Annotated in this window: 26 protein-coding genes and 1 tRNA gene; 9 read left to right on the top strand and 18 right to left on the bottom strand. The window is 57.7% G+C overall.

The features are described 5' to 3' along the window. Positions 1 to 44: 44 nt before the first annotated feature. From ACIPY9_RS14175 to cspD, 3 genes are all read right to left on the bottom strand, one after another. Positions 45 to 491: an NUDIX hydrolase gene (locus tag ACIPY9_RS14175; protein ID WP_400702059.1), complete on the bottom strand. Its 447-nt coding sequence runs from the start codon at positions 489 to 491 to the stop codon at positions 45 to 47. Between the two features lie 139 nt (positions 492 to 630). Next, positions 631 to 2,856 (bottom strand): NADP-dependent isocitrate dehydrogenase, encoded by a 2,226-nt coding sequence (locus ACIPY9_RS14170; RefSeq protein ID WP_400702056.1) that lies wholly within the window; start codon positions 2,854 to 2,856, stop codon positions 631 to 633. 579 nt (positions 2,857 to 3,435) lie between these two features. Next, the gene (gene cspD / locus ACIPY9_RS14165) at positions 3,436 to 3,696 is read right to left on the bottom strand and encodes a cold shock domain-containing protein CspD (protein ID WP_400702053.1); all 261 of its coding nucleotides are present in this window, start codon (positions 3,694 to 3,696) and stop codon (positions 3,436 to 3,438) included. 225 nt (positions 3,697 to 3,921) lie between these two features. Between cspD and clpS the strand changes: the two genes are divergently transcribed. Together clpS and clpA are read left to right on the top strand one after the other, a co-directional pair. Beyond that, on the top strand, positions 3,922 to 4,284 hold the full coding sequence (gene clpS / locus ACIPY9_RS14160) for an ATP-dependent Clp protease adapter ClpS (protein WP_400702050.1): 363 nt from the start codon (positions 3,922 to 3,924) through the stop codon (positions 4,282 to 4,284). A gap of 30 nt (positions 4,285 to 4,314) precedes the next feature. Continuing rightward, positions 4,315 to 6,588 (top strand): ATP-dependent Clp protease ATP-binding subunit ClpA, encoded by a 2,274-nt coding sequence (clpA, locus tag ACIPY9_RS14155; RefSeq protein ID WP_400702047.1) that lies wholly within the window; start codon positions 4,315 to 4,317, stop codon positions 6,586 to 6,588. A gap of 88 nt (positions 6,589 to 6,676) precedes the next feature. Here the strand turns inward: clpA and infA are convergent, their stop codons facing one another. From infA to aat, 3 genes are all read right to left on the bottom strand, one after another. Further along, entirely contained in the window at positions 6,677 to 6,895 is a 219-nt protein-coding gene (gene infA, locus ACIPY9_RS14150; protein ID WP_002553999.1) for a translation initiation factor IF-1, read from the bottom strand. Between the two features lie 101 nt (positions 6,896 to 6,996). After that, entirely contained in the window at positions 6,997 to 7,704 is a 708-nt protein-coding gene (locus ACIPY9_RS14145; protein WP_400702044.1) for an arginyltransferase, read from the bottom strand. Between the two features lie 48 nt (positions 7,705 to 7,752). Beyond that, a complete protein-coding gene (gene aat / locus ACIPY9_RS14140; RefSeq protein ID WP_400702041.1) occupies positions 7,753 to 8,442 on the bottom strand; it encodes a leucyl/phenylalanyl-tRNA--protein transferase in 690 nt (229 codons plus the stop codon). A gap of 487 nt (positions 8,443 to 8,929) precedes the next feature. On the opposite strand from aat, the gene ftsK reads away from it, so the two are divergent. The 6 genes from ftsK to cysG all read left to right on the top strand — a co-directional run bounded on the left by ftsK (position 8,930) and on the right by cysG (position 16,436). Further along, positions 8,930 to 11,332 carry a DNA translocase FtsK gene (gene ftsK / locus ACIPY9_RS14135; protein ID WP_400702038.1) on the top strand — a complete coding sequence of 801 codons (2,403 nt, stop codon included), beginning with the start codon at positions 8,930 to 8,932 and terminating at the stop codon, positions 11,330 to 11,332. Positions 11,333 to 11,404: 72 nt separating this feature from the next. After that, entirely contained in the window at positions 11,405 to 12,028 is a 624-nt protein-coding gene (lolA, locus tag ACIPY9_RS14130; protein ID WP_400702035.1) for an outer membrane lipoprotein chaperone LolA, read from the top strand. Between the two features lie 19 nt (positions 12,029 to 12,047). Then, complete coding sequence (locus ACIPY9_RS14125) at positions 12,048 to 13,370, top strand: replication-associated recombination protein A (RefSeq protein WP_400702032.1); 1,323 nt, start codon at positions 12,048 to 12,050, stop codon at positions 13,368 to 13,370. Then, positions 13,370 to 13,744, top strand: coding sequence for a fluoride efflux transporter CrcB (gene crcB, locus ACIPY9_RS14120; protein ID WP_400702029.1), 375 nt, complete (start codon positions 13,370 to 13,372; stop codon positions 13,742 to 13,744). Before ACIPY9_RS14125 ends, crcB begins: the two co-directional genes overlap by 1 nt. Before the next feature lie 16 nt (positions 13,745 to 13,760). Then, complete coding sequence (serS, locus tag ACIPY9_RS14115) at positions 13,761 to 15,041, top strand: serine--tRNA ligase (RefSeq protein WP_400702026.1); 1,281 nt, start codon at positions 13,761 to 13,763, stop codon at positions 15,039 to 15,041. Further along, positions 15,042 to 16,436: a siroheme synthase CysG gene (gene cysG / locus ACIPY9_RS14110; protein ID WP_400702023.1), complete on the top strand. Its 1,395-nt coding sequence runs from the start codon at positions 15,042 to 15,044 to the stop codon at positions 16,434 to 16,436. 45 nt (positions 16,437 to 16,481) lie between these two features. Here cysG and ACIPY9_RS14105 read toward each other — a convergent pair whose 3' ends face one another. The 7 genes from ACIPY9_RS14105 to ACIPY9_RS14075 all read right to left on the bottom strand — a co-directional run bounded on the left by ACIPY9_RS14105 (position 16,482) and on the right by ACIPY9_RS14075 (position 20,728). Next, positions 16,482 to 17,489 (bottom strand): glutathione S-transferase family protein, encoded by a 1,008-nt coding sequence (locus ACIPY9_RS14105; RefSeq protein ID WP_400702020.1) that lies wholly within the window; start codon positions 17,487 to 17,489, stop codon positions 16,482 to 16,484. 100 nt (positions 17,490 to 17,589) lie between these two features. Continuing rightward, on the bottom strand, positions 17,590 to 18,591 hold the full coding sequence (locus ACIPY9_RS14100; protein WP_400702017.1) for a glycosyl transferase family protein: 1,002 nt from the start codon (positions 18,589 to 18,591) through the stop codon (positions 17,590 to 17,592). Continuing rightward, a complete protein-coding gene (locus ACIPY9_RS14095) occupies positions 18,588 to 18,923 on the bottom strand; it encodes a TusE/DsrC/DsvC family sulfur relay protein (RefSeq protein WP_400702014.1) in 336 nt (111 codons plus the stop codon). Before ACIPY9_RS14095 ends, ACIPY9_RS14100 begins: the two co-directional genes overlap by 4 nt. After that, on the bottom strand, positions 18,920 to 19,198 hold the full coding sequence (gene tusB / locus ACIPY9_RS14090) for a sulfurtransferase complex subunit TusB (protein ID WP_400702011.1): 279 nt from the start codon (positions 19,196 to 19,198) through the stop codon (positions 18,920 to 18,922). Before tusB ends, ACIPY9_RS14095 begins: the two co-directional genes overlap by 4 nt. Beyond that, on the bottom strand, positions 19,198 to 19,560 hold the full coding sequence (gene tusC / locus ACIPY9_RS14085) for a sulfurtransferase complex subunit TusC (RefSeq protein ID WP_400702008.1): 363 nt from the start codon (positions 19,558 to 19,560) through the stop codon (positions 19,198 to 19,200). Before tusC ends, tusB begins: the two co-directional genes overlap by 1 nt. Before the next feature lies 1 nt (position 19,561). Further along, positions 19,562 to 19,954 carry a sulfurtransferase complex subunit TusD gene (gene tusD, locus ACIPY9_RS14080; RefSeq protein ID WP_400702005.1) on the bottom strand — a complete coding sequence of 131 codons (393 nt, stop codon included), beginning with the start codon at positions 19,952 to 19,954 and terminating at the stop codon, positions 19,562 to 19,564. A 102-nt stretch (positions 19,955 to 20,056) separates the two neighbouring features. Further along, entirely contained in the window at positions 20,057 to 20,728 is a 672-nt protein-coding gene (locus tag ACIPY9_RS14075) for a Bax inhibitor-1/YccA family protein (RefSeq protein WP_400702002.1), read from the bottom strand. Positions 20,729 to 20,850: 122 nt separating this feature from the next. On the opposite strand from ACIPY9_RS14075, the gene ACIPY9_RS14070 reads away from it, so the two are divergent. Next, positions 20,851 to 20,938 (top strand) — tRNA-Ser (locus tag ACIPY9_RS14070). 145 nt (positions 20,939 to 21,083) lie between these two features. Here the strand turns inward: ACIPY9_RS14070 and ACIPY9_RS14065 are convergent. The 5 genes from ACIPY9_RS14065 to ACIPY9_RS14045 form a co-directional block, all read right to left on the bottom strand. Beyond that, a complete protein-coding gene (locus ACIPY9_RS14065) occupies positions 21,084 to 21,404 on the bottom strand; it encodes a low molecular weight protein tyrosine phosphatase family protein (RefSeq protein WP_400701999.1) in 321 nt (106 codons plus the stop codon). Between the two features lie 300 nt (positions 21,405 to 21,704). Continuing rightward, positions 21,705 to 22,880, bottom strand: coding sequence for an N-methyl-L-tryptophan oxidase (gene solA, locus ACIPY9_RS14060; protein ID WP_400701996.1), 1,176 nt, complete (start codon positions 22,878 to 22,880; stop codon positions 21,705 to 21,707). Positions 22,881 to 23,262: 382 nt separating this feature from the next. Further along, positions 23,263 to 23,949: an amino acid ABC transporter permease gene (locus ACIPY9_RS14055; RefSeq protein ID WP_400701993.1), complete on the bottom strand. Its 687-nt coding sequence runs from the start codon at positions 23,947 to 23,949 to the stop codon at positions 23,263 to 23,265. A gap of 2 nt (positions 23,950 to 23,951) precedes the next feature. Further along, a complete protein-coding gene (locus ACIPY9_RS14050; RefSeq protein ID WP_400701990.1) occupies positions 23,952 to 24,680 on the bottom strand; it encodes an amino acid ABC transporter permease in 729 nt (242 codons plus the stop codon). An 83-nt stretch (positions 24,681 to 24,763) separates the two neighbouring features. Continuing rightward, the gene (locus ACIPY9_RS14045) at positions 24,764 to 25,570 is read right to left on the bottom strand and encodes an ABC transporter substrate-binding protein (protein WP_400701987.1); all 807 of its coding nucleotides are present in this window, start codon (positions 25,568 to 25,570) and stop codon (positions 24,764 to 24,766) included. Positions 25,571 to 25,748: the final 178 nt, after the last annotated feature.

The following is a 25,748-nucleotide window of genomic DNA, read 5'->3' as shown; positions in this document are numbered from 1 at the left end:
GCCTTGAAAAGGACGCGATTCTAACAGGCTGAAGGCGTCGAGTCTCACGCCTTGTCGCGTAGCAGGGCGAGACTGAAGTGTTCGGCATTCAGATAATCGTCGACACAGCGCAGAACCAGCTCGCTGCGCCAGCGGTTCTGTTGGGTCATGAGTTCGTCGCGGGTCAGCCAGACCGGACCGACGATGCCGTCATCCAGTTGATAATCCGGGTGATGGCGAAGCGCTTTGGCGGCAAAGCAGATGCGCTGGTAGGTCACGCCGTTGCTGGGCGCGGTGTACAGATAAATGCCGATCACGCTGGTCAGTTCGACGTCCCAGCCGGTTTCTTCCAGGGTTTCGCGCACGGCGGCGCGTTGCAGGCTTTCGTTCGGGTCCAGGTGGCCGGCAGGCTGGTTGAGAACCGCTTGCCCGCCCTTGAGTTCTTCGACGAACAGGAAGCGGCCCTGATCTTCGACGATCGTGGCGACGGTAACGTGAGCGTGCCATTCCATAGGTTTGAGACTCGGTTGGTTGAGAAGACAAGAGTATTACAGGGGGTTACGGCTTTCTGTATGCCCTGAATGCACAAGCCCCGGTGCGTGGCCGGGGCTTGTGCAGGGTCGACGCAGTCAGACGTCTCGCCGGTGCCTCTTACAACGCAGCGATGGCTGCGTTCAAGGTTGCGCTTGGGCGCATGGCCTTGCTGGTCAGTTCAGGGTTGGCGAAGTAGTAACCGCCGATTTCCACTGGCTTGCCTTGAACGGCATTGAGCTCGGCAACGATCTTTTCTTCGTTGTCGGTCAGTGTCTTGGCCAGTGGGCTGAACTGCGCCTTGAGGGCGGCATCGTCGTTCTGGGCAGCCAGAGCCTGTGCCCAGAACAGGGTCAGGTAGAAGTGGCTGCCACGGTTGTCGATGCTGCCGACCTTGCGCGAAGGCGACTTGTTGCGATCCAGGAACTCACCGGTAGCCTGGTCCAGAGTCTTGGACAGAACCAGCGCTTTCGGGTTGTTGTAGGCGTTGCCCAGGTGTTCCAGAGAAGCGGCCAGGGCCAGGAACTCGCCCAGGGAATCCCAGCGCAGGAAGTTCTCTTCGACGAACTGCTGAACGTGCTTCGGAGCCGAGCCGCCAGCACCGGTTTCAAACAAACCACCGCCATTCATCAGCGGAACGATGGACAGCATCTTGGCGCTGGTGCCCAGTTCCATGATCGGGAACAGGTCGGTCAGGTAATCGCGCAGTACGTTACCGGTCACCGAAATGGTGTCCTTGCCGGCGCGGGTGCGTTGCAGGGTCAGCTTCATGGCTTCGACCGGCGACAGGATCTGGATGTCCAGGCCCGAGGTGTCGTGGTCGCGCAGGTACTTCTGGACTTTCTCGATCATGACGCTGTCGTGGGCGCGGGCCGGGTCCAGCCAGAAAATGGCAGGGGTGTTGCTGGCGCGCGAACGATTGACGGCCAGTTTGACCCAGTCCTGGATCGGTGCGTCCTTGGCCTGGCACATGCGCCAGATATCGCCGGCTTCGACGTTCTGTTCCATCAGCAGCTTGCCCTGGCTGTCGGTCACACGGACCACGCCATCGGCCTTGATGTGGAACGTCTTGTCGTGAGAACCGTACTCTTCGGCTTTCTGTGCCATCAGGCCGACGTTCGGAACGCTGCCCATGGTAGTCGGGTCGAAGGCGCCGTTCTTCTTGCAGTCTTCGATGACAGCCTGATAGATGGTGGCGTAGCAGCGATCCGGGATCACGGCCTTGGCGTCGTGCAGTTGACCGTCGGTGCCCCACATCTTGCCGGAGTCACGGATCATGGCAGGCATCGAGGCGTCGACGATGACGTCGCTCGGTACGTGCAGGTTGGTGATGCCCTTGTCGGAGTTGACCATCGCCAGTTGTGGGCGAGTAGCGTAGACCGCTTGAATGTCGGCCTTGATCTCGGCCTGTTTGTCAGCGGGCAGGGAGCCGATGCGGTCGTACAGGTCGCCGATGCCGTTGTTCAGGCTGAAGCCGATTTCCTTGAGGACGTCTGCGTGCTTGGTCAGTGCATCCTTGTAGAACTCGTCGACGATCTGACCGAACATGATCGGGTCGGAGATCTTCATCATGGTGGCTTTCAGGTGCACCGAAAACAGAACGCCTTGTTTCTTGGCGTCTTCGATTTCGGCGGAGATGAAGCTGCGCAGGGCCTTTTTGCTCATGACCGAGCAATCGATGATTTCACCGGCCTTGACGCTGGTCTTTTCCTTGAGAACGGTTGCGGTACCGTCCTTGGCGATCAGTTCGATCTTGACGCTGTTGTCGGCTTCGACCAGTGCAGCCTTTTCGCTACCGTAGAAGTCGCCGCCGCTCATGTGAGCAACGTGAGCCTTGGAGTCAGCGGTCCAGGCACCCATTTTATGCGGATGCTTGCGAGCGTAGTTCTTGACCGACAGAGGGGCGCGGCGGTCGGAGTTGCCTTCACGCAGAACCGGGTTCACGGCACTGCCTTTGACCTTGTCGTAGCGTGCACGGGTTTCTTTTTCGGCGTCGGTGGACGGTGCTTCCGGGTAGTCGGGGATCTTGAAGCCCTGATCCTGCAGCTCTTTGATGGTCGCCTTCAGTTGAGGGACGGAAGCGCTGATGTTCGGCAGCTTGATGATGTTGGCTTCTGGCGTGGTGGCCAGTTTGCCCAGCTCGGCGAGATGATCCGGTACTTGCTGATCTGCACCAAGCGATTCCGGGAAGCTGGACAGAACACGCCCCGCCAGGGAGATATCACGCGTTTCGACGTCAATATCGGAGGAGGCTGTGAAAGCTTCGATGATTGGCAGGAGCGAGTAGGTGGCGAGGGCCGGAGCTTCGTCGGTGAAGGTGTAGATGATCTTCGAGCGGTTGGACATTGGTATTAACTCTCTGTTTTGCTGAGCATGCACAAAATCTCGATGCGCGCAGGGTATGCACTCTTGGCCACATTCAGTGCTGTCATGGGCCGGGGTCGAGGTTCATTCGCGGTGATGGTAGGTGCATCAGTCGAGCGTCAAGCTGTCGGGGGCGTAGCTTCCCAACGCATATATAAGGGCTGAAAGTCTCATTCCAGACAGGTCGGCCTTAATGACTCTGCGGTCACGTCGCGAGTATATCAAACCATTGGCGCCAAGCATTAATGCTATGCGTGCTATCGAATCATGAATATTCGCCCTTGGTCGAACGCAAAGGCTCAAGGTCGAGCCTTTCGCGGTGTTGAGCGCTGATGGGGCGGGGCGTGAATTTGATCGGTGCGCACGCTGAGCCATTAAAGGAGGGGGGAGGCGACCAGAGTGGTGGCCTATTGCTTCAAATTATTGAGGAGGGTGCACACTGCATTCATCGCCGAATAAAGGCAATGTCTTGATCGTGTGTCTGCCAGGCCAGTCGCCAGCTCAGTTGCCTGAGCTGACTGTTGTTACGGCTTTTATGGCTGGCGTTTGTGGTGGTCTGCCTCAGGCTGGCACATTAGTGGACTTTTGTGTTGCACTTGAAGTGTCCGTGGCGGCTGGGGTCGCCGTCGAGATATTCACCGCATGCAGTCCCTTGGGGCCTTGAATGATCTCGAAGTGAACCGGTTGGCCTGCCTTGAGCGTTTTGTAGCCGTCCATCTGTATGGCCGAATAATGGGCGAACAGGTCTTCATCCCGGCCATCGGCAAGGATAAATCCATAGCCTTTTGCATTATTGAACCACTTGACTTTACCACTGAGCATAGCCATATCCCTCTGCAAAGGACTCCGTCTGGAGTATCATCCACCTCAATCCGCCTGACCTGAAAAAATTTTGGTTGACTGCGCGGACCCTTTTTACCCAATGTGGGTTCTATTGTTTGTAACACCGTTTAGCTGATAGTCAAGGTCATGCGGCGGTCTATGTGAAAACCGATCCGGCCACGGCCGGGTTCGTTCAATTCGCCCTTTACACGAACGTTTCTTTCCATGCATGCAATCAGCAAGATTCGACTAACATTCAATCAGGATGGTCCACAGTCACACGAGGACGACTCGGCTGGCATTGCGTTGCAGGACGCCAAGCCAGCCCTGCAGGCGCCACCCATGTACAAGGTGGTTTTGTTTAACGATGATTACACCCCAATGGATTTTGTCGTTGAAGTTCTTGAGGTGTTTTTCAACCTGAATCGTGAGCTGGCCACCAAGGTCATGCTGGCCGTCCATACAGAGGGGCGGGCAGTATGTGGATTGTTTACCCGCGATATCGCCGAGACCAAGGCAATGCAGGTCAATCAATACGCCCGGGAGAGTCAGCATCCACTACTCTGTGAGATCGAGAAGGACGGTTAAACGCCGGCCACTTGGGTATGAGGTGAAGCTATGTTAAACCGTGAGCTCGAAGTCACCCTCAATCTTGCCTTCAAGGAAGCGCGTTCAAAGCGTCATGAGTTCATGACGGTCGAACACCTCCTGCTGGCTCTATTGGATAATGAGGCTGCAGCCACTGTCTTGCGTGCCTGCGGCGCAAACCTCGATAAACTCAAGCATGATCTGCAGGAGTTCATCGACTCCACAACTCCATTGATCCCCGTCCATGACGAGGATCGCGAAACCCAGCCGACGCTCGGGTTCCAGCGCGTGTTGCAACGTGCAGTCTTCCATGTACAGAGCTCCGGCAAACGTGAAGTGACCGGTGCCAATGTGCTGGTTGCGATTTTCAGTGAGCAGGAAAGCCAGGCCGTCTTCCTGCTCAAGCAGCAGAGCGTGGCCCGGATTGATGTCGTCAATTACATTGCCCATGGTATTTCCAAGGTCCAGGGGCACGGCGAACACTCTTCTGAAGGTGAGCAGGATATGCAGGACGACGAGGGTGGTGAGGCTTCTTCCTCAGGCAATCCTCTGGATGCCTATGCCAGTAACCTGAATGAACTGGCACGTCAGGGGCGTATCGATCCGCTGGTCGGTCGAGAGCTGGAAGTGGAGCGTGTCGCACAGATTCTTGCCCGTCGTCGCAAGAACAACCCTCTGCTGGTCGGTGAGGCGGGTGTCGGCAAGACGGCAATTGCCGAAGGCCTGGCCAAACGTATCGTCGATAACCAGGTGCCGGACCTGCTGGCCAGCAGCGTCGTCTACTCCCTCGACCTGGGCGCCTTGCTGGCCGGTACCAAATACCGGGGTGATTTCGAGAAGCGCTTCAAGGCGCTGCTCAATGAATTGCGCAAACGCCCTCATGCGATCCTGTTCATCGATGAAATTCATACCATCATCGGTGCAGGGGCTGCTTCCGGTGGGGTGATGGACGCCTCCAACCTGCTCAAGCCACTGTTGTCTTCCGGTGATATTCGTTGCATCGGTTCCACGACCTTCCAGGAGTTTCGCGGAATTTTCGAGAAGGATCGCGCTCTGGCGCGTCGCTTCCAGAAAGTCGACGTCTCCGAGCCGTCGGTCGAAGACACGATCGGTATTCTCAGAGGTCTCAAGGGGCGCTTCGAGCTGCATCACAGCATCGAGTACAGTGATGAGGCCTTGCGTGCCGCTGCCGAACTGGCATCGCGCTATATCAATGATCGGCATATGCCGGACAAGGCGATTGATGTCATCGACGAGGCCGGAGCTTTCCAACGCCTGCAGCCGGTAGAGCAGCGCGTCAAGCGTATCGATGTGCCTCAGGTCGAGGATATCGTCGCGAAAATTGCGCGTATTCCGCCAAAACATGTCAACAGCTCCGATAAAGAGCTGCTGCGTAATCTGGAGCGCGATCTCAAACTCACGGTTTTCGGTCAGGATGCGGCCATCGACTCGTTGTCCACGGCCATCAAGCTGTCCCGTGCAGGCTTGAAGTCGCCTGACAAGCCTGTCGGTTCGTTCCTGTTTGCAGGCCCGACCGGGGTCGGCAAGACGGAGGCGGCTCGTCAATTGGCCAAGGCTCTGGGTGTCGAATTGATTCGCTTCGACATGTCTGAGTACATGGAGCGTCACACCGTTTCGCGTCTGATCGGTGCGCCTCCGGGCTATGTCGGTTTCGACCAGGGTGGCCTTCTGACTGAAGCCATTACCCGTCAGCCACATTGCGTATTGCTGCTCGATGAGATCGAGAAGGCGCATCCGGAAGTCTTCAACCTGCTTCTGCAGGTCATGGACCACGGTACGCTCACCGACAACAACGGGCGCAAGGCTGACTTCCGTAATGTCATCGTCATCATGACGACGAACGCGGGTGCCGAGTCGGCGGCCAGGGCTTCGATCGGGTTCACGCTTCAGGATCATTCGTCCGATGCGATGGAAGTGATCAAGAAGAGCTTCACGCCGGAGTTCCGCAACCGCCTGGACACCATCATCCAGTTCGGTCGCCTCAGCCACGAAGTCATCAAGAGCGTGGTGGACAAGTTCCTTATCGAGCTTCAGGCGCAGCTGGAAGACAAGCGTGTACTGCTTGAGGTGTCCGACGCGGCCAGAAGCTGGCTGGCGCAGGGTGGTTATGATGCGGCAATGGGGGCGCGTCCGATGGCTCGACTCATTCAGGACAAGATCAAGCGTCCGTTGGCGGAAGAGATCCTGTTCGGTGAGTTGTCCGAGCATGGTGGCGTGGTGCATGTCGATATCAAGGATGGTGAGATCACCTTTGATTTCGAGACCACGGCCGAAATGGCTTGAGGGTAATGTTGCCCGGCACTCGGTAACGGGTGTCGGGCAGATAAACAAAAACGCCCGGCATCTGCCGGGCGTTTTTGTCAGTACTCGCTTAACGGGCGCGGTAGGTGATGCGCCCTTTGCTCAGGTCATAAGGCGTCAGTTCGACGCGGACCTTGTCACCGGTAAGAATACGGATGTAGTTCTTGCGCATCTTGCCGGAGATATGCGCGGTTACGACGTGCCCGTTTTCCAACTCCACACGAAACATGGTGTTGGGCAGGGTGTCGACGACAGTGCCTTCCATTTCGAAGCTGTCTTCTTTCGACATGCAGTAAAGCCCTCGGTATACAAATGAGTGGCCCGGTGCAAGTGGCGCCAGGCAAAAGCGGCGTGCATTGTGCCCGAAAACACCCGTTCAAGCCAAGGACTTCAGTACAGAGTGACCCATCTTTGATTGGTCAGCAGCTCGATGGGTCGATATTGGGTCTTGTAATTCATCTTTTTGCAGTTCTTGATCCAGTATCCGAGGTAGACGGCATGAAGCTGGAGGCGGGCGGCTTCTGCAATCTGCCACAAGATGGCATAGCGCCCCAGGCTGCGTCGTTCCTCGTCGGGTTCATAGAAGGTGTACACGGCGGAAAGTCCGTTGGGCAGCAGATCGGTAACGGCAACCGCCAGCAGTCGCTGGTTTTCCCGGAACTCATAAAATCGCGCAAAAGGCAGGTCACGGACCAGAAAAGTGGAGAACTGGTCGCGACTGGGTGGAAACATGTCACCGTCGGCATGTCGCTGCTCGATGTAGCGCTGATAGAGGTCGAAATACTCTTCGGTGAAGACCGGTTTCGTGCTGCGGACCTGGATATCGGCGTTGCGTTTGAGGATGCGCTTTTGCTGTCTGTCCGGTATGAACAGGTTGACCGGGATGCGTGCCGGTACGCAGGCGCTGCAATTCTGGCAGTGAGGGCGATAAAGATGGTCGCCGCTGCGTCGAAAGCCCATGTCGGACAGGTCTGCATACACCTGAACATCCATGGGTTGGCTGGGGTCCAGAAACAGAGTGGTGGCCTGCTCTTCGGGCAGGTAGCTGCAGGTGTGGGGTTGAGTGGCATAAAACTTAAGCCGCGCCAGCTCTGTCATGATCGCCCCCGTTATCGGAATCTTTAGATAAGAGTGTATGCCAGCCTGTCAAACTCGCCTAGGCAACCAGTCGGCGTTATTTGGCTGGTCCAGATGCCGTTGCAAGTAGTCGGCAAAGCTCTGGCGCGGGATTGAGCGGGCACCGAAGCTATGGAGGTGTCGGGTAGGCATCTGGCAATCGATCAATACAAAGCCCCAGGCATTCAAGCGCTCTACCAGCGTGGCGAAGCCGACTTTCGAGGCGTTGTCGGCACGGCTGAACATGGACTCGCCAAAGAACAGCTGACCCATGGCCAGGCCATAGAGCCCGCCCACCAGCGTGTCCTGTTCCCACACTTCGACACTGTGTGCGTGTCCGCGCCGATGCAGTTCCCTGTAGGCGTCCTGCATCGAACGAGTGATCCAGGTTTCGTTGGCGTAACTGCGGGGTTCGGCGCAGGCCTGGATGACCGCTGCGAAATCCTGGTCGAAGGTTACGCGGTAGCGGCCCTGGCGCATGAGCTTGCTCAGGCTGCGTGAGATATGAATCTCGTTGGGCGCCAGTACCGTCCGAGGGTCGGGCGACCACCAGAGGATAGGCTGACCGTCCTGAAACCACGGAAAGCAGCCATGCCGATAGGCCTGGATCAGTCTGTCGGCGGACAGGTCTCCACCGGCAGCCAGCAGCCCGTTGGGTTCGCGCAGGGCTTTGTCCAGTGGCGGGAAAACAAGGCTGTTGCGTTGTAACCAGGTCAGCATGGCGTCAGGGCTTCGTGAGAGGGGAGGGGAGTGTGGGGCTCGGCGTGCAACTCTATAGCGTGAATGCGGTCACAAACGATCGCCATTATGGTGTGTAGTACTGGGTTTCGATAGTACAGCCCATAGGTGGCAGTCCGAGTGCCTTCAATGTTCTGTCCGATCGATAGAATCACGTCATAAGTCTTTGTCACAAAAGAGAATGCATGCTCAAATTGAACAACGGTGGCAAGGTTGGCGTTCATATCCGGTCTGAAGGCCCCGAGCGACAGCTTAAAGCGTCTGCTAAAAGCAGGTCTGGTAAGGTTTTCCTACAGACCTTGGGAGCGACAAAGCCGTACAATGCCGATTTTGCACGTTATTATTCAAGTCATATGTCCAGCGGGTGTTTCAAGGCCCGTTTGTGTCCGGAACAGGCCGATATCATTAGAGCAGCCGTTCATAGTCAATCAACGAGATGTTCGCGCTTGAGCGCAGGAAATAAAGCGTTTTGAAAAAGTCCACCCCAGCACCCAGCGCTGTTCCGCTCTGGCGGCAGCAACTGCATTATCGGCTCAAGGAAGGTGCTCTGATCGCCTTTGGTGCCTTGTGCCTGTATCTGATGATGGCATTGTTGACCTACGATCAGAACGATCCGGGCTGGAGTCATACCAGCAGTTCCGCACAGGTCCAGAATGCTGCAGGCCGTGCCGGTGCCTTCTGCGCCGATATCCTGTTCATGGTCCTGGGCTACTTTGCCTACATCTTTCCGCTGTTGCTGGCCATCAAGGCCTGGCAGGTCTTCAGCCAGCGTCATGACCCATGGCAATGGAGTGGCTGGCTGTTCTCCTGGCGGCTGATCGGTCTTGTATTCCTGGTGCTGGCTGGCGCTGCCCTGGCGCACATTCATTTCCATTTCTCTGCCGGCTTTCCGGGGTCGGCGGGAGGGGTGTTGGGCGAGGTGCTGGGCGATCTGGCCAAGAGAGCGCTCAATATCCAGGGCAGCACACTGCTCTTCATTGCCCTGTTCCTGTTTGGCCTGACGGTGTTTACCGACCTGTCGTGGTTCAAGGTCATGGATGTGACGGGCAAGATCACCCTTGATCTGTTCGAGCTTATCCAGAGCGCCCTCAATCGCTGGTGGATCGCGCGCACCGAGCGCAAGCAGATGGTTGCGCAGTTGCGCGAAGTCGACATGCGCGTCGATGAAGTGGTGGCCCCTGTCGTGAGCGAACGTCGCGAACAGGTCAAGGCCAGGGAGCGCATTATCGAGCGCGAGGAGTCCCTGACCAGACACATGGCCGAGCGCGAAAAACATGTGCCTGCGGTCATTGCGCCCGCTCCGGCCAAGGCGCCCGAGACGAGCAAGCGTGTGCAGAAAGAGAAGCAGGTGCCGCTGTTTGTCGACAGTGCGATTGAAGGCACCTTGCCCCCGATTTCGATTCTCGATCCTGCGGAAAAGAAACAGCTCAACTATTCGCCTGAATCCCTGGCGGCCGTGGGCCATTTGCTGGAAATCAAGCTCAAGGAGTTCGGTGTCGAGGTTTCGGTTGATTCGATTCATCCGGGGCCGGTCATTACCCGCTATGAAATCCAGCCTGCTGCCGGTGTGAAGGTCAGTCGCATTGCCAACCTCGCCAAGGACCTTGCCCGCTCCCTGGCCGTGACCAGCGTCCGGGTGGTCGAGGTGATTCCCGGCAAGACGACCGTGGGTATCGAGATTCCCAACGAAGACCGGCAGATCGTGCGGTTTTCCGAGGTCCTGTCTTCGCCCGAATACGATAACGCCAAGTCGCCGGTCACGCTGGCGCTGGGGCATGACATCGGCGGGCGTCCGGTCATTACCGACCTGGCGAAAATGCCTCACCTGCTGGTTGCCGGTACCACCGGTTCCGGTAAGTCCGTGGGCGTGAACGCCATGATCCTGTCGATCCTGTTCAAGTCGGGCCCGGAAGACGCCAAACTGATCATGATCGACCCGAAAATGCTTGAGCTGTCGATCTACGAAGGCATTCCGCACCTGCTTTGCCCGGTCGTGACCGACATGAAGGATGCCGCCAACGCCCTGCGCTGGAGCGTTGCCGAGATGGAGCGTCGCTACAAGCTGATGGCGGCCATGGGGGTTCGTAACCTTGCCGGTTTCAACCGCAAGATCAAGGACGCGGAAGAAGAGGGCAACCCGATCTCCGACCCGATGTATCGTCGTGAAAGCATTCATGACGAAGCGCCGTTGCTGACCACGCTGCCGACCATCGTTGTGGTCGTCGACGAGTTCGCCGACATGATGATGATCGTCGGCAAGAAGGTGGAAGAGCTCATTGCCCGTATCGCCCAGAAGGCGCGGGCAGCCGGCATTCACCTGATTCTGGCGACCCAGCGCCCTTCGGTGGACGTCATCACGGGGCTTATCAAGGCCAACATTCCGACCCGCATGGCGTTCCAGGTCTCGAGCAAGATCGACTCGCGGACCATCATCGATCAGGGCGGTGCCGAACAGTTGCTGGGGCATGGTGACATGCTGTACATGCCGCCCGGCACCAGCCTGCCGATTCGGGTGCACGGTGCGTTCGTTTCCGACGAGGAAGTCCACCGTGTCGTGGAAGCCTGGAAAATGCGTGGCACGCCGAACTACAACGACGATATTCTGGCGGGCGTTGAAGAGGCCGGCAGCGGTTTCGATGGCGGTGGTGGCGAAGGCGGTGAAGACAGTGAAAGCGATGCCTTGTACGACGAAGCCGTCAAGTTCGTTCTCGAAAGCCGTCGTGCATCGATTTCAGCGGTACAGCGCAAGCTCAAGATCGGCTACAACCGTGCAGCCCGAATGATCGAAGCGATGGAAATGGCGGGCGTGGTCACGGCCATGAACACCAATGGTTCGCGTGAAGTCATTGCGCCAGGCCCGATGCGCGACTGATGTACAACCCCAACAGTGCCCGTGGCGTGTGATGCACGCTATCGGCGCTTCATGAATTCAATGAGGAATCCCATGCGTCTTATCCGCATGTTGTTGGCAACTGCACTGACGTTCTCTGTGATCCCGGCCCATGCTGACAGCAAGGACGTGGCACGACTGACCCAGTTGCTGGAAAAATCCCAGACCATGACTGCCCGTTTCTCTCAGCTGACGCTGGACGGCAGTGGTACGCAATTGCAGGAAACCTCTGGTGAGATGGCCTTGCAGCGTCCGGGGCTGTTCAACTGGCACACGGATGCACCGCAAGAGCAGTTGATGGTCTCCGATGGCAAGAAGGTTTCGCTCTGGGACCCGGATCTGCAACAGGTCACGATCAAGACCCTGGACCAGCGCCTGACCCAGACTCCGGCCTTGCTGCTGTCCGGCGATGTCTCGAAGATCAGTGAAAGCTTTGATATCACCGCCAAGGAGGCCGGTGGCGTGATCGACTTCGTGCTCAAGCCCAAGACCAGGGATACCTTGTTCGACAACCTGCGCCTGTCCTTCCGTAACGGCATCATCAACGACATGCAGTTGATCGACAGCGTGGGGCAGCGCACCAATATCCTGTTTACCGGCGTCAAGGCGAACGAGCCGATTGCGGCCAGCAAGTTCAAGTTCGAGATTCCGAAAGGCGCCGATGTCATTCAAGAGTAAAAAGGCTTAACCCCGGACCATGGATCTGTTTAGTCGCGAACCGATAGCTCAGCCACTGGCTGCACGTTTGCGTGCGACCAATCTGGACGAGTACGTCGGTCAGGAGCACCTGCTCGCTCACGGCAAGCCCCTGCGTGAGGCGCTGGAGCAGGGGGCTCTGCATTCCATGATCTTCTGGGGGCCGCCCGGAGTGGGCAAGACCACCCTGGCCAGATTGCTGGCCAAGGTGTCGGACGCGCACTTTGAAACGGTTTCGGCCGTTCTGGCCGGGGTCAAGGAGATTCGTCAGGCCGTCGAAGTGGCGAAGCAGCAGGCTGGCCAGTACGGACGCCGCACGATCCTGTTTGTCGACGAGGTCCATCGCTTCAACAAGTCGCAGCAGGATGCCTTTCTGCCTTATGTCGAAGACGGCACGCTGATCTTCATTGGCGCCACGACGGAAAACCCTTCGTTCGAGTTGAACAACGCCTTGCTTTCTCGGGCGCGGGTCTATGTGCTCAAGAGCCTCGATGAAGCGGCGTTGCGCAGGCTGGTGCAGCGGGCGCTGACTGAAGAGCGCGGCCTGGGAACGCGTCACCTGAGCCTGAGCGATGAAAGCTTTGGCATTCTGATGGCTGCTGCCGATGGTGACGGTCGCCGCATGCTCAACCTGCTGGAGAACGCCTCCGATCTTGCTGAGGATGGCTCGCAGATCAGTGTCGATCTGTTGCAAAGCCTGCTGGGCGACAGCCGCCGTCGCTTCGACAAGGGGGGCGAGGCGTTCTACGACCAGATATCCGCCTTGCACAAGTCCATTCGCGGCTCCAATCCGGATGCGGCACTCTACTGGTTCGCCCGCATGATCGACGGTGGCTGCGATCCGCTGTATCTGGCACGTCGCGTGGTCCGCATGGCCAGCGAGGACATCGGCAATGCCGATCCGCGCGCCTTGCCGCTGTGCATGTCCGCCTGGGATGTGCAGGAGCGTCTGGGCAGTCCGGAAGGCGAGCTGGCGGTGGCACAGGCCATCGTCTATCTGGCCTGTGCACCCAAGAGCAATGCGGTGTACATGGGGTTCAAGGCTGCCATGCGCGAAGCCGCCGAGCACGGTTCGCTCGAAGTCCCGCTGCATTTGCGCAATGCGCCGACCAAACTGATGAAGCAACTGGGTTATGGCGAGGAGTACCGCTATGCCCACGATGAACCCGATGCCTATGCAGCGGGCGAAGACTACTTTCCTGAAGAGCTGGAACCGCGTCAGTATTACCAGCCAGTGCCGCGTGGCCTGGAGCTTAAAATCGGTGAAAAGCTCAAACATCTGGCGGCGCTCGATGCCGCAAGCCCTCTTCAACGGAGAAAGTAGTGATTCAAACGATTCTTGCGGTGTCCGTTGCCGGTATCGCTGGTACATTATTGCGCTTTGCGGCTGGAACCTGGGTAAGCGCTAACTGGCCGAAGCATTTTTATACGGCAACACTGGCGGTCAACCTTGTCGGGTGCCTGATCATTGGTGTGCTTTATGGCCTGTTTCTGATTCGCCCGGAAGTGCCCATCGAAGTTCGTGCCGGCTTGATTGTCGGCTTTGTAGGCGGTCTGACGACCTTTTCATCCTTTTCACTGGATACGCTGCGCTTGCTGGAAAGCGGGCAGGTACCGCTGGCCCTGGGCTATGCCGGTATCAGCGTGTTCGGCGGGCTGCTCGCAACCTGGGTTGGCCTGTCCCTGACCAGACTTTGATAGACGAGAGAACGATATGCTCGATTCCAAACTGTTACGTACTCAACTTCAGGACGTAGCGGATCGCCTGGCTTCCCGTGGTTTCACACTGGATGTCGCGCGCATCGAATCGCTGGAAAACCAGCGCAAGACGGTCCAGACCCGCACCGAACAGTTGCAGGCCGAGCGTAATGCCCGTTCCAAATCCATTGGTCAGGCCAAGCAGCGTGGCGAAGACATCGCGCCGTTGATGGCGGATATCGACCGCATGGCCGAAGAACTCAGCAACGGCAAGAAAGAACTGGACGGTATCCAGTCCGAACTGGACGCCATGCTGCTGAGCATGCCGAACCTGCCGGATGCATCGGTGCCGGTCGGTGCCGACGAAGAAGAAAACGTCGAAGTCCGTACCTGGGGTACACCTGCTGCCTTCGATTTCGCCGTTCAGGACCACGTTGCCCTGGGCGAGAAATTCGGCTGGCTGGACTTCGAGACGGCTGCCAAGCTGTCCGGTGCCCGCTTTGCCTTGCTGCGCGGTCCTATCGCCCGTCTGCATCGTGCTCTGGCGCAGTTCATGATCAACCTGCACATCAACGAGCACGGCTATGAAGAGGCCTACACGCCTTATCTGGTCCAGGCTCCGGCCTTGCAGGGCACTGGCCAGTTGCCGAAGTTCGAGGAAGACCTGTTCAAGATCGCCCGTGAAGGCGAAGCCGATCTGTACCTGATCCCGACGGCTGAAGTGTCGCTGACCAATATCGTTTCCGGCGAGATTCTCGACCCGAAACAACTGCCTTTGAAGTTCGTTGCCCATACGCCATGCTTCCGCAGCGAAGCCGGTGCATCGGGGCGTGACACCCGCGGCATGATTCGTCAGCACCAGTTCGACAAGGTCGAGATGGTGCAGATCGTGGCACCCGATCAGTCCATGGAAGCCCTCGAAGGCCTGACCGCCAACGCCGAACGTGTTCTGCAGTTGCTGGAGCTGCCTTATCGCGTGCTGGCACTGTGTACAGGCGACATGGGCTTCAGTGCGGTCAAGACCTACGATCTGGAAGTCTGGATTCCGAGCCAGGGCAAGTACCGCGAGATTTCCTCGTGCTCCAACTGCGGTGATTTCCAGGCGCGTCGCATGCAGGCCCGCTGGCGCAACCCGGAAACCGGCAAGCCGGAACTGGTCCATACCCTCAACGGTTCGGGCCTGGCGGTTGGCCGGACGCTGGTGGCGGTGCTCGAGAACTATCAGCAGGCTGACGGTTCGATCCGCGTGCCTGAAGTCCTCAAGCCTTACATGGGCGGTATCGAGGTCATCGGCTAAATGGAATTCCTGCCGCTGTTCCACAATCTGCGTGGCAGCCGGGTACTGGTCGTCGGTGGCGGCGAGATTGCCTTGCGCAAATCCCGCCTGCTGGCCGAAGCCGGTGCGCTGCTGCGGGTGGTTGCGCCCGACATCGAAGTACAGTTGCGCGAGTTGGTCGAGCGCAGCGGTGGCGAACTGATTCTGCGTGGTTACAGCGAAGGCGATCTGGACGGCTGCGTGCTGATCATTGCCGCCACTGACGATGAGCCGCTCAATGCCAGGGTTTCCCGTGATGCGCGGCAACGCTGCGTTCCCGTCAATGTGGTGGATGCGCCGGCCTTGTGCAGTGTCATCTTTCCGGCCATCGTTGACCGTTCGCCTCTGGTGATTGCGGTTTCCAGTGGCGGGGACGCGCCAGTGCTGGCGCGTCTGATCCGGGCGAAGCTGGAAACCTGGATACCTTCCACCTACGGTCAGCTGGCCGGGCTGGCGGCGCGCTTTCGCAATCAGGTCAAGTCGCTGTTTCCTGATGTGCAGCAGCGCCGGGCGTTCTGGGAAGATGTTTTCCAGGGGCCGATTGCCGATCGACAACTGGCCGGGCAGGGTGGTGAGGCCGAGCGCCTGCTGCTTGCCAAGATTGCAGGCGAAGCGCCTCCGGCGACGGGCGAGGTGTATCTGGTGGGTGCGGGGCCGGGAGATCCGGATCTGCTGACCTTCCGGGCCTTGCGTCTGATGCAGCAGGCGGATGTCGTGCTCTACGACCGTCTTGTCGCGCCGGCCATTCTCGATCTTTGCCGTCGTGATGCCGAGCGGGTCTATGTCGGCAAGCGTCGGGCCGATCACGCATTGCCTCAGGAGCAGATCAACCAGCAACTGGTTGATCTGGCCAGGCAGGGCAAGCGCGTCGTGCGTCTGAAGGGAGGGGATCCTTTCATTTTCGGTCGGGGTGGCGAGGAGATCGAAGAGCTGGCTGCCCATGGCATCCCGTTTCAGGTCGTGCCTGGCATTACCGCTGCCAGTGGTTGTGCGGCTTATGCCGGGATTCCGTTGACCCATCGCGACTACGCCCAATCGGTGCGCTTCATCACCGGGCACTTGAAGGACGGTACAACCAACCTGCCATGGCATGATCTGGTCGCGCCTGCACAGACGCTGGTGTTTTACATGGGGCTGGTCGGTCTTCCGGTCATCTGTGAAGAGTTGATCAGGCATGGCCGGTCGGCGGACACGCCTGCGGCCTTGATCCAGCAAGGGACGACGTCGAGTCAGCGTGTATTCACGGGGACTCTGGCAGACCTGCCGCAACTGGTGGCCGAGCATGAGGTGCATGCTCCGACACTGGTCATCGTCGGTGAGGTGGTCCAGTTGCGTGAGAAGCTGGCCTGGTTCGAAGGTGCTCAGTCCGGCGTTTGAGTCTGTTCGGGATAGCCCGCGTGCGGGCTATCCACTCCCTCTGCTTCAAACTCCCTGATTGCGCCATATTCCCTTGCCAGGCAAGCGTTCCCGATCATGGCTGGCCTCGAAGTTCAGGGCCGGGCCTTTCGGGATGATGCCTGTCGGGTTGATGGTGCGATGACTGGCGTAGTAATGGCCTTTGATATGTTCCAGGCTCACCGTTTCGGCAATCCCCGGCCATTGGTACAGTTCCTGTAGCCAGTTGCTCAGGTTCGGGTAGTCGGCGATGCGCCGCAGGTTGCACTTGAAGTGGCTGTAATAGACCGCATCGAAACGCACGAGGGTGGTGAAAAGCCGGATATCCGCTTCCGTCAGGTATTCGCCCGCCAGATAGCGATGTTCCCCCAGCAGTTGTTCCAACACATCCAGCTCGGCAAACAAGGCATCGAATGCTTCCTCGTACGCGCCTTGAGAGGTGGCAAAGCCTGCGCGGTAGACACCGTTGTTGACGGTGGGATAAACCTGTTCGTTGAGTTGATCGATCCTTGATTGCAGAGCGTCTGGGTACAGGTTCAGGCGATTGTCTGTCAGCCCGTCGAATGCCGAATTGAACATGCGGATGATTTCCGCCGATTCGTTGCTGACAATACGCTGCTGCTGTTTGTCCCAGAGCACCGGGACTGTCACGCGCCCGGTGTAGGACGCGTCATCGGCGGTGTAGCGTTGATGGAGAAATTGCAGATTATCGAGGCGGTCACCGGTCGAGCCTTTCTGTGGATCGAAGGTCCAGCCGTTTTCCAGCATCAGCCAGCTGACCACTGATACGTCGATCAGGCTTTCCAGGCCTTTAAGCTTGCGCAGGATCAGCGTTCGGTGAGCCCAGGGGCAGGCCAGCGAGACGTACAGATGGTAACGGCCTGCCTGGGCTGCAAAGCCGCCTTCGCCGGACGGGCCAGAGCTGCCATCGGCTGTCACCCAATGGCGTCTCTGGGCGTTTTCGCGCTGGAAGGCGCCATCCTTGCTGCTTTCGTACCACTGGTCATGCCAGCGTCCTTCGATGAGAAGGCCCATGTCTGACTCCAATCTGTAAATGATTTGGAGTCAGTCTAATCGAGTCAATTTGACAGAAAAGCGCAAATAATGGCCTTCCATGATCGATAAAATCGATTGATCAAAGAGCCTTGTCCCTGCGATCCCAGAATTGTCGGGCTTGCTCGAAAGCTTCTTCACGCGGAATACCCAGGCCGCGCAGTGCCAGGGCTATGGTCGATAGCAGGGCCAGTTGCGGATAGCTGTCTTCCACGTCGCCACGCCACAGGGCCACCAGCTGTTGCGGGTCCAGCGTGGCAGGTTTGACATGGCGTCTGGGTGAAAGGGCGGGCCATTCCTCATCCCAGGCCTGTCCGTTGCAGGTGCCATACAAGTGGCTGATGGTATCCGGGTTGATCTCGATCTCACCGCCGTCGCCTTTGATGACAATCGCATTGTCCCCCAGCAGGGTACTGGCCTCGCGGTGCACGCTCTGGTAGCCGGGATGGAAGATGCTCTGCAGGCCGCAGCGGGCATTCAAGGGGTTCAGGACCCGGGCCAGAGAGTGAATCGGTGAGCGCAGGCCGAGGGTGTTACGCAGGTCGATCATGCGTTGCAACTGGGGTGCCCAGTCGCTCAACGGGATGAATGCCAGATGCTGTTGCTCGAGAGCGCTTTCGACCGCCTGCCAGTTGCGGCAGAGCGGAATATTCAGCAGTTCGAGCAATTGTTCAGTGTAGAGCCGCCCGGCGGTATGTGCGCCACCGCCATGCAGCAGAACCTTGATGCCATTTTGTGCCAGGCACTTGGCAGCCAGCAGATACCAGGGCAGATGGCGCTTCTTGCCCGCGTATGTCGGCCAGTCGATATCGACCGCTATCGGTGGCGCTGTCAGGCGTTCGCGTACGGCTTCAGTGAAGCCCGCCAGCTCTTCCGGGCTTTCTTCCTTGTGGCGCAGCAGCATCAGGAACGCGCCGAGTTGTGTGTCTTCCACCTTTTCATCGAGGAGCATGCCCATGGCCACGCGGGCTTCTTCGCGAGTCAGGTTGCGGGCGCCTCGTTTGCCCTTGCCCAGAATGCGGACGAATTCGGCAAAGGGGTGTTCGGCGGGTGTTTCCGTGACGAGAGGGGCGTAATCGTTCATATGCAGTTGGTCGGCTTTGGCAGGCCCGCCAGCTTGGCGGCGAGTTTGGCGGGAGTGCCATTGAACAGGCGATTGAGGTACATGCTGTTGCCTTTCTCCGGCCCCAACTTGAGTGCGGTGTACTTGATCAGCGGGCGAGTGGCGGGCGAGAGCTGGAACTGGGCATAAAAATCGCGCAGCAGTTCCAGGATCTCCACGTGTTCGGGGCTCAGCACAATACCTTCTTCGCCAGACAACGCATGGGCGACTTCCAGCGACCAGTCGTTCAGGTCCTGGAGAAAGCCATCCTTGTCCAGCGCAATGGTGCGTTCGGCAACGTTCAACTCTTTCATAGCCAGGTATTGACCCTGTCGAAACGGAGCGACAACTCCACGAAGCCGGCATAGTCGACGCACGCGACTCCATGCGGAACCTGCAGGTTGCGGGCTTTTATATCCTCATCCAGAGCGAACACCTGTTTTTCGAGGATCCTGGTGGCGGGCGGAATCAAGGCGTAGGTGGCATCGCCGCAGAGCAGGACACCATCGGATGGCCCCATCAGGCTCAGGCAGCTATCCAGGCGTGTGTCGGCGAAAGGAGAGTGGGACAGAACATGCAAGGTAGCCATCAGATCGTTATAACCTGGTCGTAACGGTCCATGAGTGCCGACAGTTCGGACTTCTCGGACAGGTGATTGATGTCGGCATCCAGTGCGTCCTGCGACATGCCGCGTTCCTTCAGGCTTTGCCCGCAGACATGCAGGTCTTCGACGCCGAATATCGACAGGGCTTTCAGGTTGGCGGTGAGGTCTTTCTGTTGCAGGGCCGAGGCATTTTGCTGTGGCAGCAATTGAAACACGCCATCGTCCATGAACAGCAGGCCCACCGGCAGATCGTACGCACCACCGGCCAGCACGATATCCAGTGCTTCACGGGCACCGGGGCCTGACCAGGGGGCCTGGCGGCTGACGATCAAGAGTGACCTGGCCATATCAAGGCCCTCCAAAGCAGATCACCCGATCTGCTGTTTGTACGGCTTCGTGCAGTTGCCCCAGGCCGGACAGTTCCCACGGCTCAAGGATATTGGCGGCCGGACGCTGATAGCGCTCGGCTTCTTCTGCATTCAGCACGCCACGGCGCAGGGCGGCGGCTATGCATATCACGCCGTCAAGCTGATGTTCTGTGATGAAGTCTCGCCATTGTTGCGGCAAGTCCTGTTCATCCTGTGGGGTCACGACATTGGCTGAAGCACTGTGAACGCCATCCTGATAGAAAAACAGGCGCACGATCTCATGACCGCCAGCCAGCACGGCCTGAGCAAAAAGCAGGGCGCGTCGGGAAGAGGGCGCATGGGGCGCGGAAAAAAGGGATATGGCGAATTTCATTGTCGGCTCTGTCAGCGGATCATGCGCAATGATAAAGAATTCATGGACGCTGGACAGCAAAAAGCCCGCGATGGCGGGCTTTTTGTTGAGTCTGCAGTGCGATCAGTCGTCGCGGCTCATGATGCCGAAGATCTGCAACAGGCTGACGAACAGGTTGTAGATCGATACATACAGGCTGACCGTTGCCATGATGTAGTTGCGTTCGCCGCCGTGGATGATGGCGCTGGTCTGGAACAGGATGCAGACCGACGAGAACAGCACGAAGCCAGCGCTGATCGCCAGTTGCAGACCGCTGATCTCGAAGAACAGGCTGGCCAGCACGGCACCCATCAGGACGAAGAAGCCGGCGGTGATGAAACCACCCAGGAAGCTCATGTCCTTGCGGGTCATCAGTACATAGGCCGACAGACCACCGAATACCAGAGCGGTCATCGCGAATGCGGAACTGACGACTTCAGCGCCGCCCGACATGCCCAGGTAGCGGTTCAGGATCGGGCCCAGCAGAAAACCCATGAAGCCGGTGAGGGCGAATGTCGAAACCAGACCCCAGACCGAGTCACGCAGCTTGTTGGTGAGGAAGAACAGCCCGTAGAAGCCGATCAGCACCACGAAAATGTTGGGGTAGCCGACCCGCATCTGCTGGGCGATGAATGCCATGACGCCACTGAAAGCGAGGGTCAGGGCGAGAAGACCATAGGTGTTGCGCAGGACACGACTAACCTCTAGCTGGTCGGCCTGCATGCCGGTTTTAAGGGCGTAATCCTGTTCGCGCATGGCGAAACTCCTTCCTGTTGAAACGTTGAGTTGCAAAGATCATAACAGAGGCGCTGCTACGGGCCACCCAGAGAGTTTGACAGCGTGTTTCATTCCGGTATTATGGCGCCCGCAACGCAAGTGGAGGTATGGCCGAGTGGTTTAAGGCAGCAGTCTTGAAAACTGCCGACTGTAACAGGTCCTAGAGTTCGAATCTCTATGCCTCCGCCATATTCAAGACGCTAAAGCCCTGACTTGTCAGGGCTTTTTCGTTTCTGCGATCCAGTGATTGCACCGCTGTGTAGGAGCGAATTCATTCGCGAAAGGCCCTGACAGAGCCCCTCTTGTTCAGCCACTGACCGTCCGGTTCAGCCCTTCAAGGCAAATACCGCTTCACCTTTGCGTTCAGTAACGCAATCAGCGCCGGCTCCATATACTCGAAATCATCGGGAATGCCGAGGCAGACAATGCGCTTGTCCGCCAGGACGGAGCTGAACCGTGATGTGAGCTTTTTGCGGTGTGCAGGCTCCATGACAAGCACCAGGTCAGCCCAGTCGAGCATTTCCATATCCACGGGAAGATCGGCATCGTGGCCAACGCCAGCGGATGCTGTATTCACACCAGGCCAGTCGGCAAACAGTTGTTCTGCAGTCGGGCTGCGCAGTCGGTTCTTGCCGCAGATAAAAAGTAGATTCATGGATGAAAGGCTCTTGTGCCTGTCCTTCAGCGTTTCGCAATGACGTTCAATTGCGCATGAGTATTTTCTGGGAATCCTGACAATAACGGAACGGTTTTATCCAGGATAAGTTGTTTATACAAGTGCTGACATTTATGTAGCCATTGCCTGTTTCTCCCCCCGTTCATCGGCATGAAAGTGTTTTGCAAGGCTTCTTTTCCAAGGCCTGTGATAAACCTTTCCTGATGATCGTTCTGACATTATTTATCTATATAAATAGAGGACTGAAGGATTTTCTTTAGAGGGGGCGTGGTGGCTGTTTCATACCATTGTACTGAATCTTTTCAACGAAAACGCCGACAGATCCACATCACTTTTCCCATGTACGCAGCGCTGGGCGAGTGCCAGTCCAAGCCCGGCTGAATGTTTGAAACCGTGCCCGGAGCAGGCGGACACCACCGTGACGTTTTTCAGCCGTGGGTGATCGTCGATGATGAAGTGATAATCCGGTGTCACGGTATAAGCGCACACTGAGGACTTGACGACTCTGGGCGTCAGGCCGGCGATCTTGCCGTTGACCTGGGTCTGGAACATGTCCTGTTCTTCCTCGGTGCTGATCGTCCGGTTCAATGTCTCGGGCCGCGAGGCTTCGATGTACTGCTCCGTGGCGATCTTCATGCTGCCTTCTCCGGCCAGCGGAGGAAAACCGTAATTGATGTCCACGTCCCCCGGTCCGTGAGTCAGGATGAAGCTGGGTGACAGGGGCGCAAAGCTTGCGTTGTCTTGCAGCCCGAACCAGAACAGTTTTTGTCGACAGACCCTCAGAAGGCCCTCGAAAGGTGCTCCGAGCAGTTCGGACGACCACATGCCCGCGCTGACAATGACCTTGTCGGCAATGATCGAGCCTTTATCGGTCGTGATGTGCACACCCTGGCCACGGGGCTGCAATCGAGTGACGGTTTCGTCTGTCAGAATGCCTGCGCCATGTTCTCTGGCCAGCCTGAGCTGTACGTCAATGCAGCGTTCCGGACGGACATAGCCGCCGTCCGGCTCGAAATAGCCGATGGCCGTGTCCAGGACTGGCGAGAACTGCGGGAATCGCTGGCGTATGGCGTGAGCCGACAAGACTTCATGGTCTATGCCATAGGCACGGGCCAGTTCAATGGTCTTGTGCGTGAAGTCTTCGGGATCCAGTGGGTCATAGTCGGGGTGAGAGCTCATCACCAGCACGCCGCATTGTTCAAACAGCGACTCGCCAGACAAGGCTTCGAGTTCTCGCCATATCCTGTGTGAGTTGCGCACCAGTGGCAGGTATTGCGGACCTTCACCGACGGAAAGGCGGGTGATGCGTGTGTCACCGTGACTGGAGCCTTGGGTATGGGGCGGGTGATGGCGATCTACACCGATGACGTCGACCCCGGCTTTGGCCAATTGATACAGGGTGGCTGAACCCATTGCTCCCAGACCGAGAACCGCTACTTCACATCGTTGTTCCATCGACAGATCGCCTCGAAAAAGCGCTTATTTCAGGGGGCGGCTGGAGGAGACGCAACAGCCGGGAAGGCATAAGCATATAGCCATGAGTCATGACGGGCTCGAAGGCCTGCGCGTTGTCGGGAATATCAAGGAGCGGGTTCGCCCCAAGGTTAATTTTTGACTTGCGTTCGAGAGGGTTTTTCAGTTCCAAAAATGACGAAAAGTTTTCCACGGAAATCGTGGGTATGTCTGTGGGTAACTTTCTGAAAGCCACGTCCTGCGTGGCTTTTGCTTGTGTGGTTAATTTATGAGCAGTGGCTGATTGGCGTCTGTCCGCAGACCTTGCGGGCCCTGAAAAGTCATCCTGAATGGGTGATCGCGAGCACAAAATCCGCTTTTTATTTCAGGTTTTCACCGTGCTTCTTGAGCGGGTGAGCCGACTGGCCAGAAGATCGAGGGCCGAGCAGATGATGAAATACACCAGCGCAACGAAGAGGAATATTTCGGAGGGATAGACCATGACCCGGTTACTGACTTGCGTGGCCACGAACGAAAGCTCTCCTACACCGATCACGTAGGCCAGCGACGTATCCTTTATCAGGGAGATCCATTGATTGAGGAACGAAGGCAGCATGATCGGCAGGGCCTGGGGCAGAATGATCAGGCGCAGTACCTGCCATGGGCCCATGCCCAATGCCTTGGCCGCTGCCCATTGGCCCGGAGACAGGCTGATGATGCCCGAGTGGACGGATTGTGCCAGATAGGCCCCACCAATCAGCGAGAGTGCGCAGACCACGGTGAACAGGGCCGGTACATCGACATGGAACAGGATAGGCAGCAGGAAATAGGTCCAGAAGATCAACATCACCACGGGAATGGCGCGAAAGAAGCCCAGCACACCCAGCAGTACCCAGCGCGTCCGGCCTCGTACCAGAACCAGAGCCACCCCCAGTATCAGGCCCAGTACGGCGGCCAGAACACCGGACAACAGGCTGAGGATCAAGGTCAGGGCGGCGCCGCCCAGTGGTCCGTCGGGGTAGGCACCGATCATCAGGTAAGTGAAATTGTCGCTGATGACTGAAAAGTCCATGGTCAGGCCGCTCCCTGGCGATAGCGCTTGCTGTGCTGGATCATCTGGCCGATGGTTTCGATCAGCACGATGCTGACGATGTACAGCAGGGTGGCGATGCCAAAGGCCTGGAACGCCTTGAAGGTTTCGGTTTCGACCTGACGCGAGGCGTAGGACAGTTCGGCAAGCCCGATGGCCATGGTCAGCGATGAGTTTTTCAGCACATTCATGTATTGCCCCAGCAGGGGGCCCAGTGCAGTGCGCACGGCCTGAGGCAGCACGACATGACACCAGACCTGAGCCGGACGCAATCCCAGTGCCTGACCTGCAATGCGTTGTTGTGTCCGCACCGAGGCGACGCCGGCACGAAACTCTTCGGCGATGAATGCACTGCTATAGAGCGTCAGTCCCCAGAAACCGGCAACGAACTCGAACGACGGCCACTCGATGGAGAGGCCTGCCAGGCTCGTTTCGTGCGGCATGTTCAGCCAGACGACCCAATCTTCCGGCAGCAGGGCACTGACCCCGAAGTACCAGAAGAACAGCTGCACCAGCAAAGGCGTATTGCGAAACAGGGCCAGATAACCGCGTGCGGGCCATGAACAGAAGGGGGAAGAGGAGAGGCGGGCCAGACATATCAGAAAGCCCAGCCCCGTCGCGATCAGGCACACCAGAATCGACAGGTGCAGCGTGAGCAGGAATCCATCGAACAGCCAATGCAGGTATTGCGGGCCCAGCAGTTCACCGAACATCAAGTGCAGCATCCATTCTGAAGTGAAAATGCCCGCCGGGTTGTCCGCAGCGGGCCATTGAAAACGGGATCACCGGGCGAGCATCAGCTCTTGTCGCCGATCTTGAACAGACGGGCCAGAGGGGTGGGCGTGGAGGGACCAAACCAGGCGTCATAGATCTTCTGGGCCTGGCCTTTGGATTCAAGCTCGATCAGCGTCTGGTTGACGAACTCGGTCAATGCGGTTTCCCCTTTCGGAATACCGACACCGATCAGGTCGTTGGAGATGGTGAAGGGCGGCACCTCGTACTTGTCCTTGTCCGGCACGTTGGCCAGCAGGCCGATCAGTTTCGGGCCGTCCTGAGTGATGGCCTGCACGTTACCGTTGCGCAGTGCGGTAAAGGCAAAGGGGGTATCATCGTAGGCAATGACTTTTGCGCCAGGGAATTTTTCACGCAACACGCCTTCGTTGACCGTGCCCTTGTCGACACCGACCCGCCATTTGTTCAGGTCATCCGGACTCTTGAGCGTGCCTTTCTTGACAATGAACTGCTGGCCCGAGGAAAAATAGGGAGTGCTGAAGTTCACCTGCCCGGCTCGTTCCGGGGTGATGGTGAAGTTCGCCAGGACCAGATCGACCTTGTTGGCCACCAGCAAAGGCACCCGGTTTGCCGGATTGGTGGGCTGCAATTGCAGCTTCACGCCAAGCTTGTCTGCGATGGCCTTGGCATAATCGACATCCAGCCCTTCGATTTGCTTGCTTTTTGCATCTACAAAACCGAAGGGTGGGTTGCTGTCGAAGGCCGCCACTCTTAATACACCTGATTTCTTGATGTCTTCCAGACGGTCTGCCTGAGCCAGTCCTGAAAGAACGGCGAGGGTCAATGCGGTAATGGCAGTCAATTTTTTCATGATTTCTCAACACTTTATGGATGATTCTGGAGTGAGTCTTGCAGCTTGCAGAGAAGGATGAAAAGAATATAAAGTAATTCTTTAATTCTTTTTTGGTATAAGTGGGCTTAAAGTTACGACTTTATGACCGAACCGGCACATAAAAATGCTTTTCGGCAGTTGTTAGCGCGGCCCAAGA

This window comes from Pseudomonas sp. NPDC089734 (assembly GCF_044748865.1).
Classification (GTDB): domain Bacteria; phylum Pseudomonadota; class Gammaproteobacteria; order Pseudomonadales; family Pseudomonadaceae; genus Aquipseudomonas.
The sequence above is the reverse complement of the archived record's forward strand: the minus strand, read 5'-3'. Positions and strand labels throughout refer to the sequence as shown.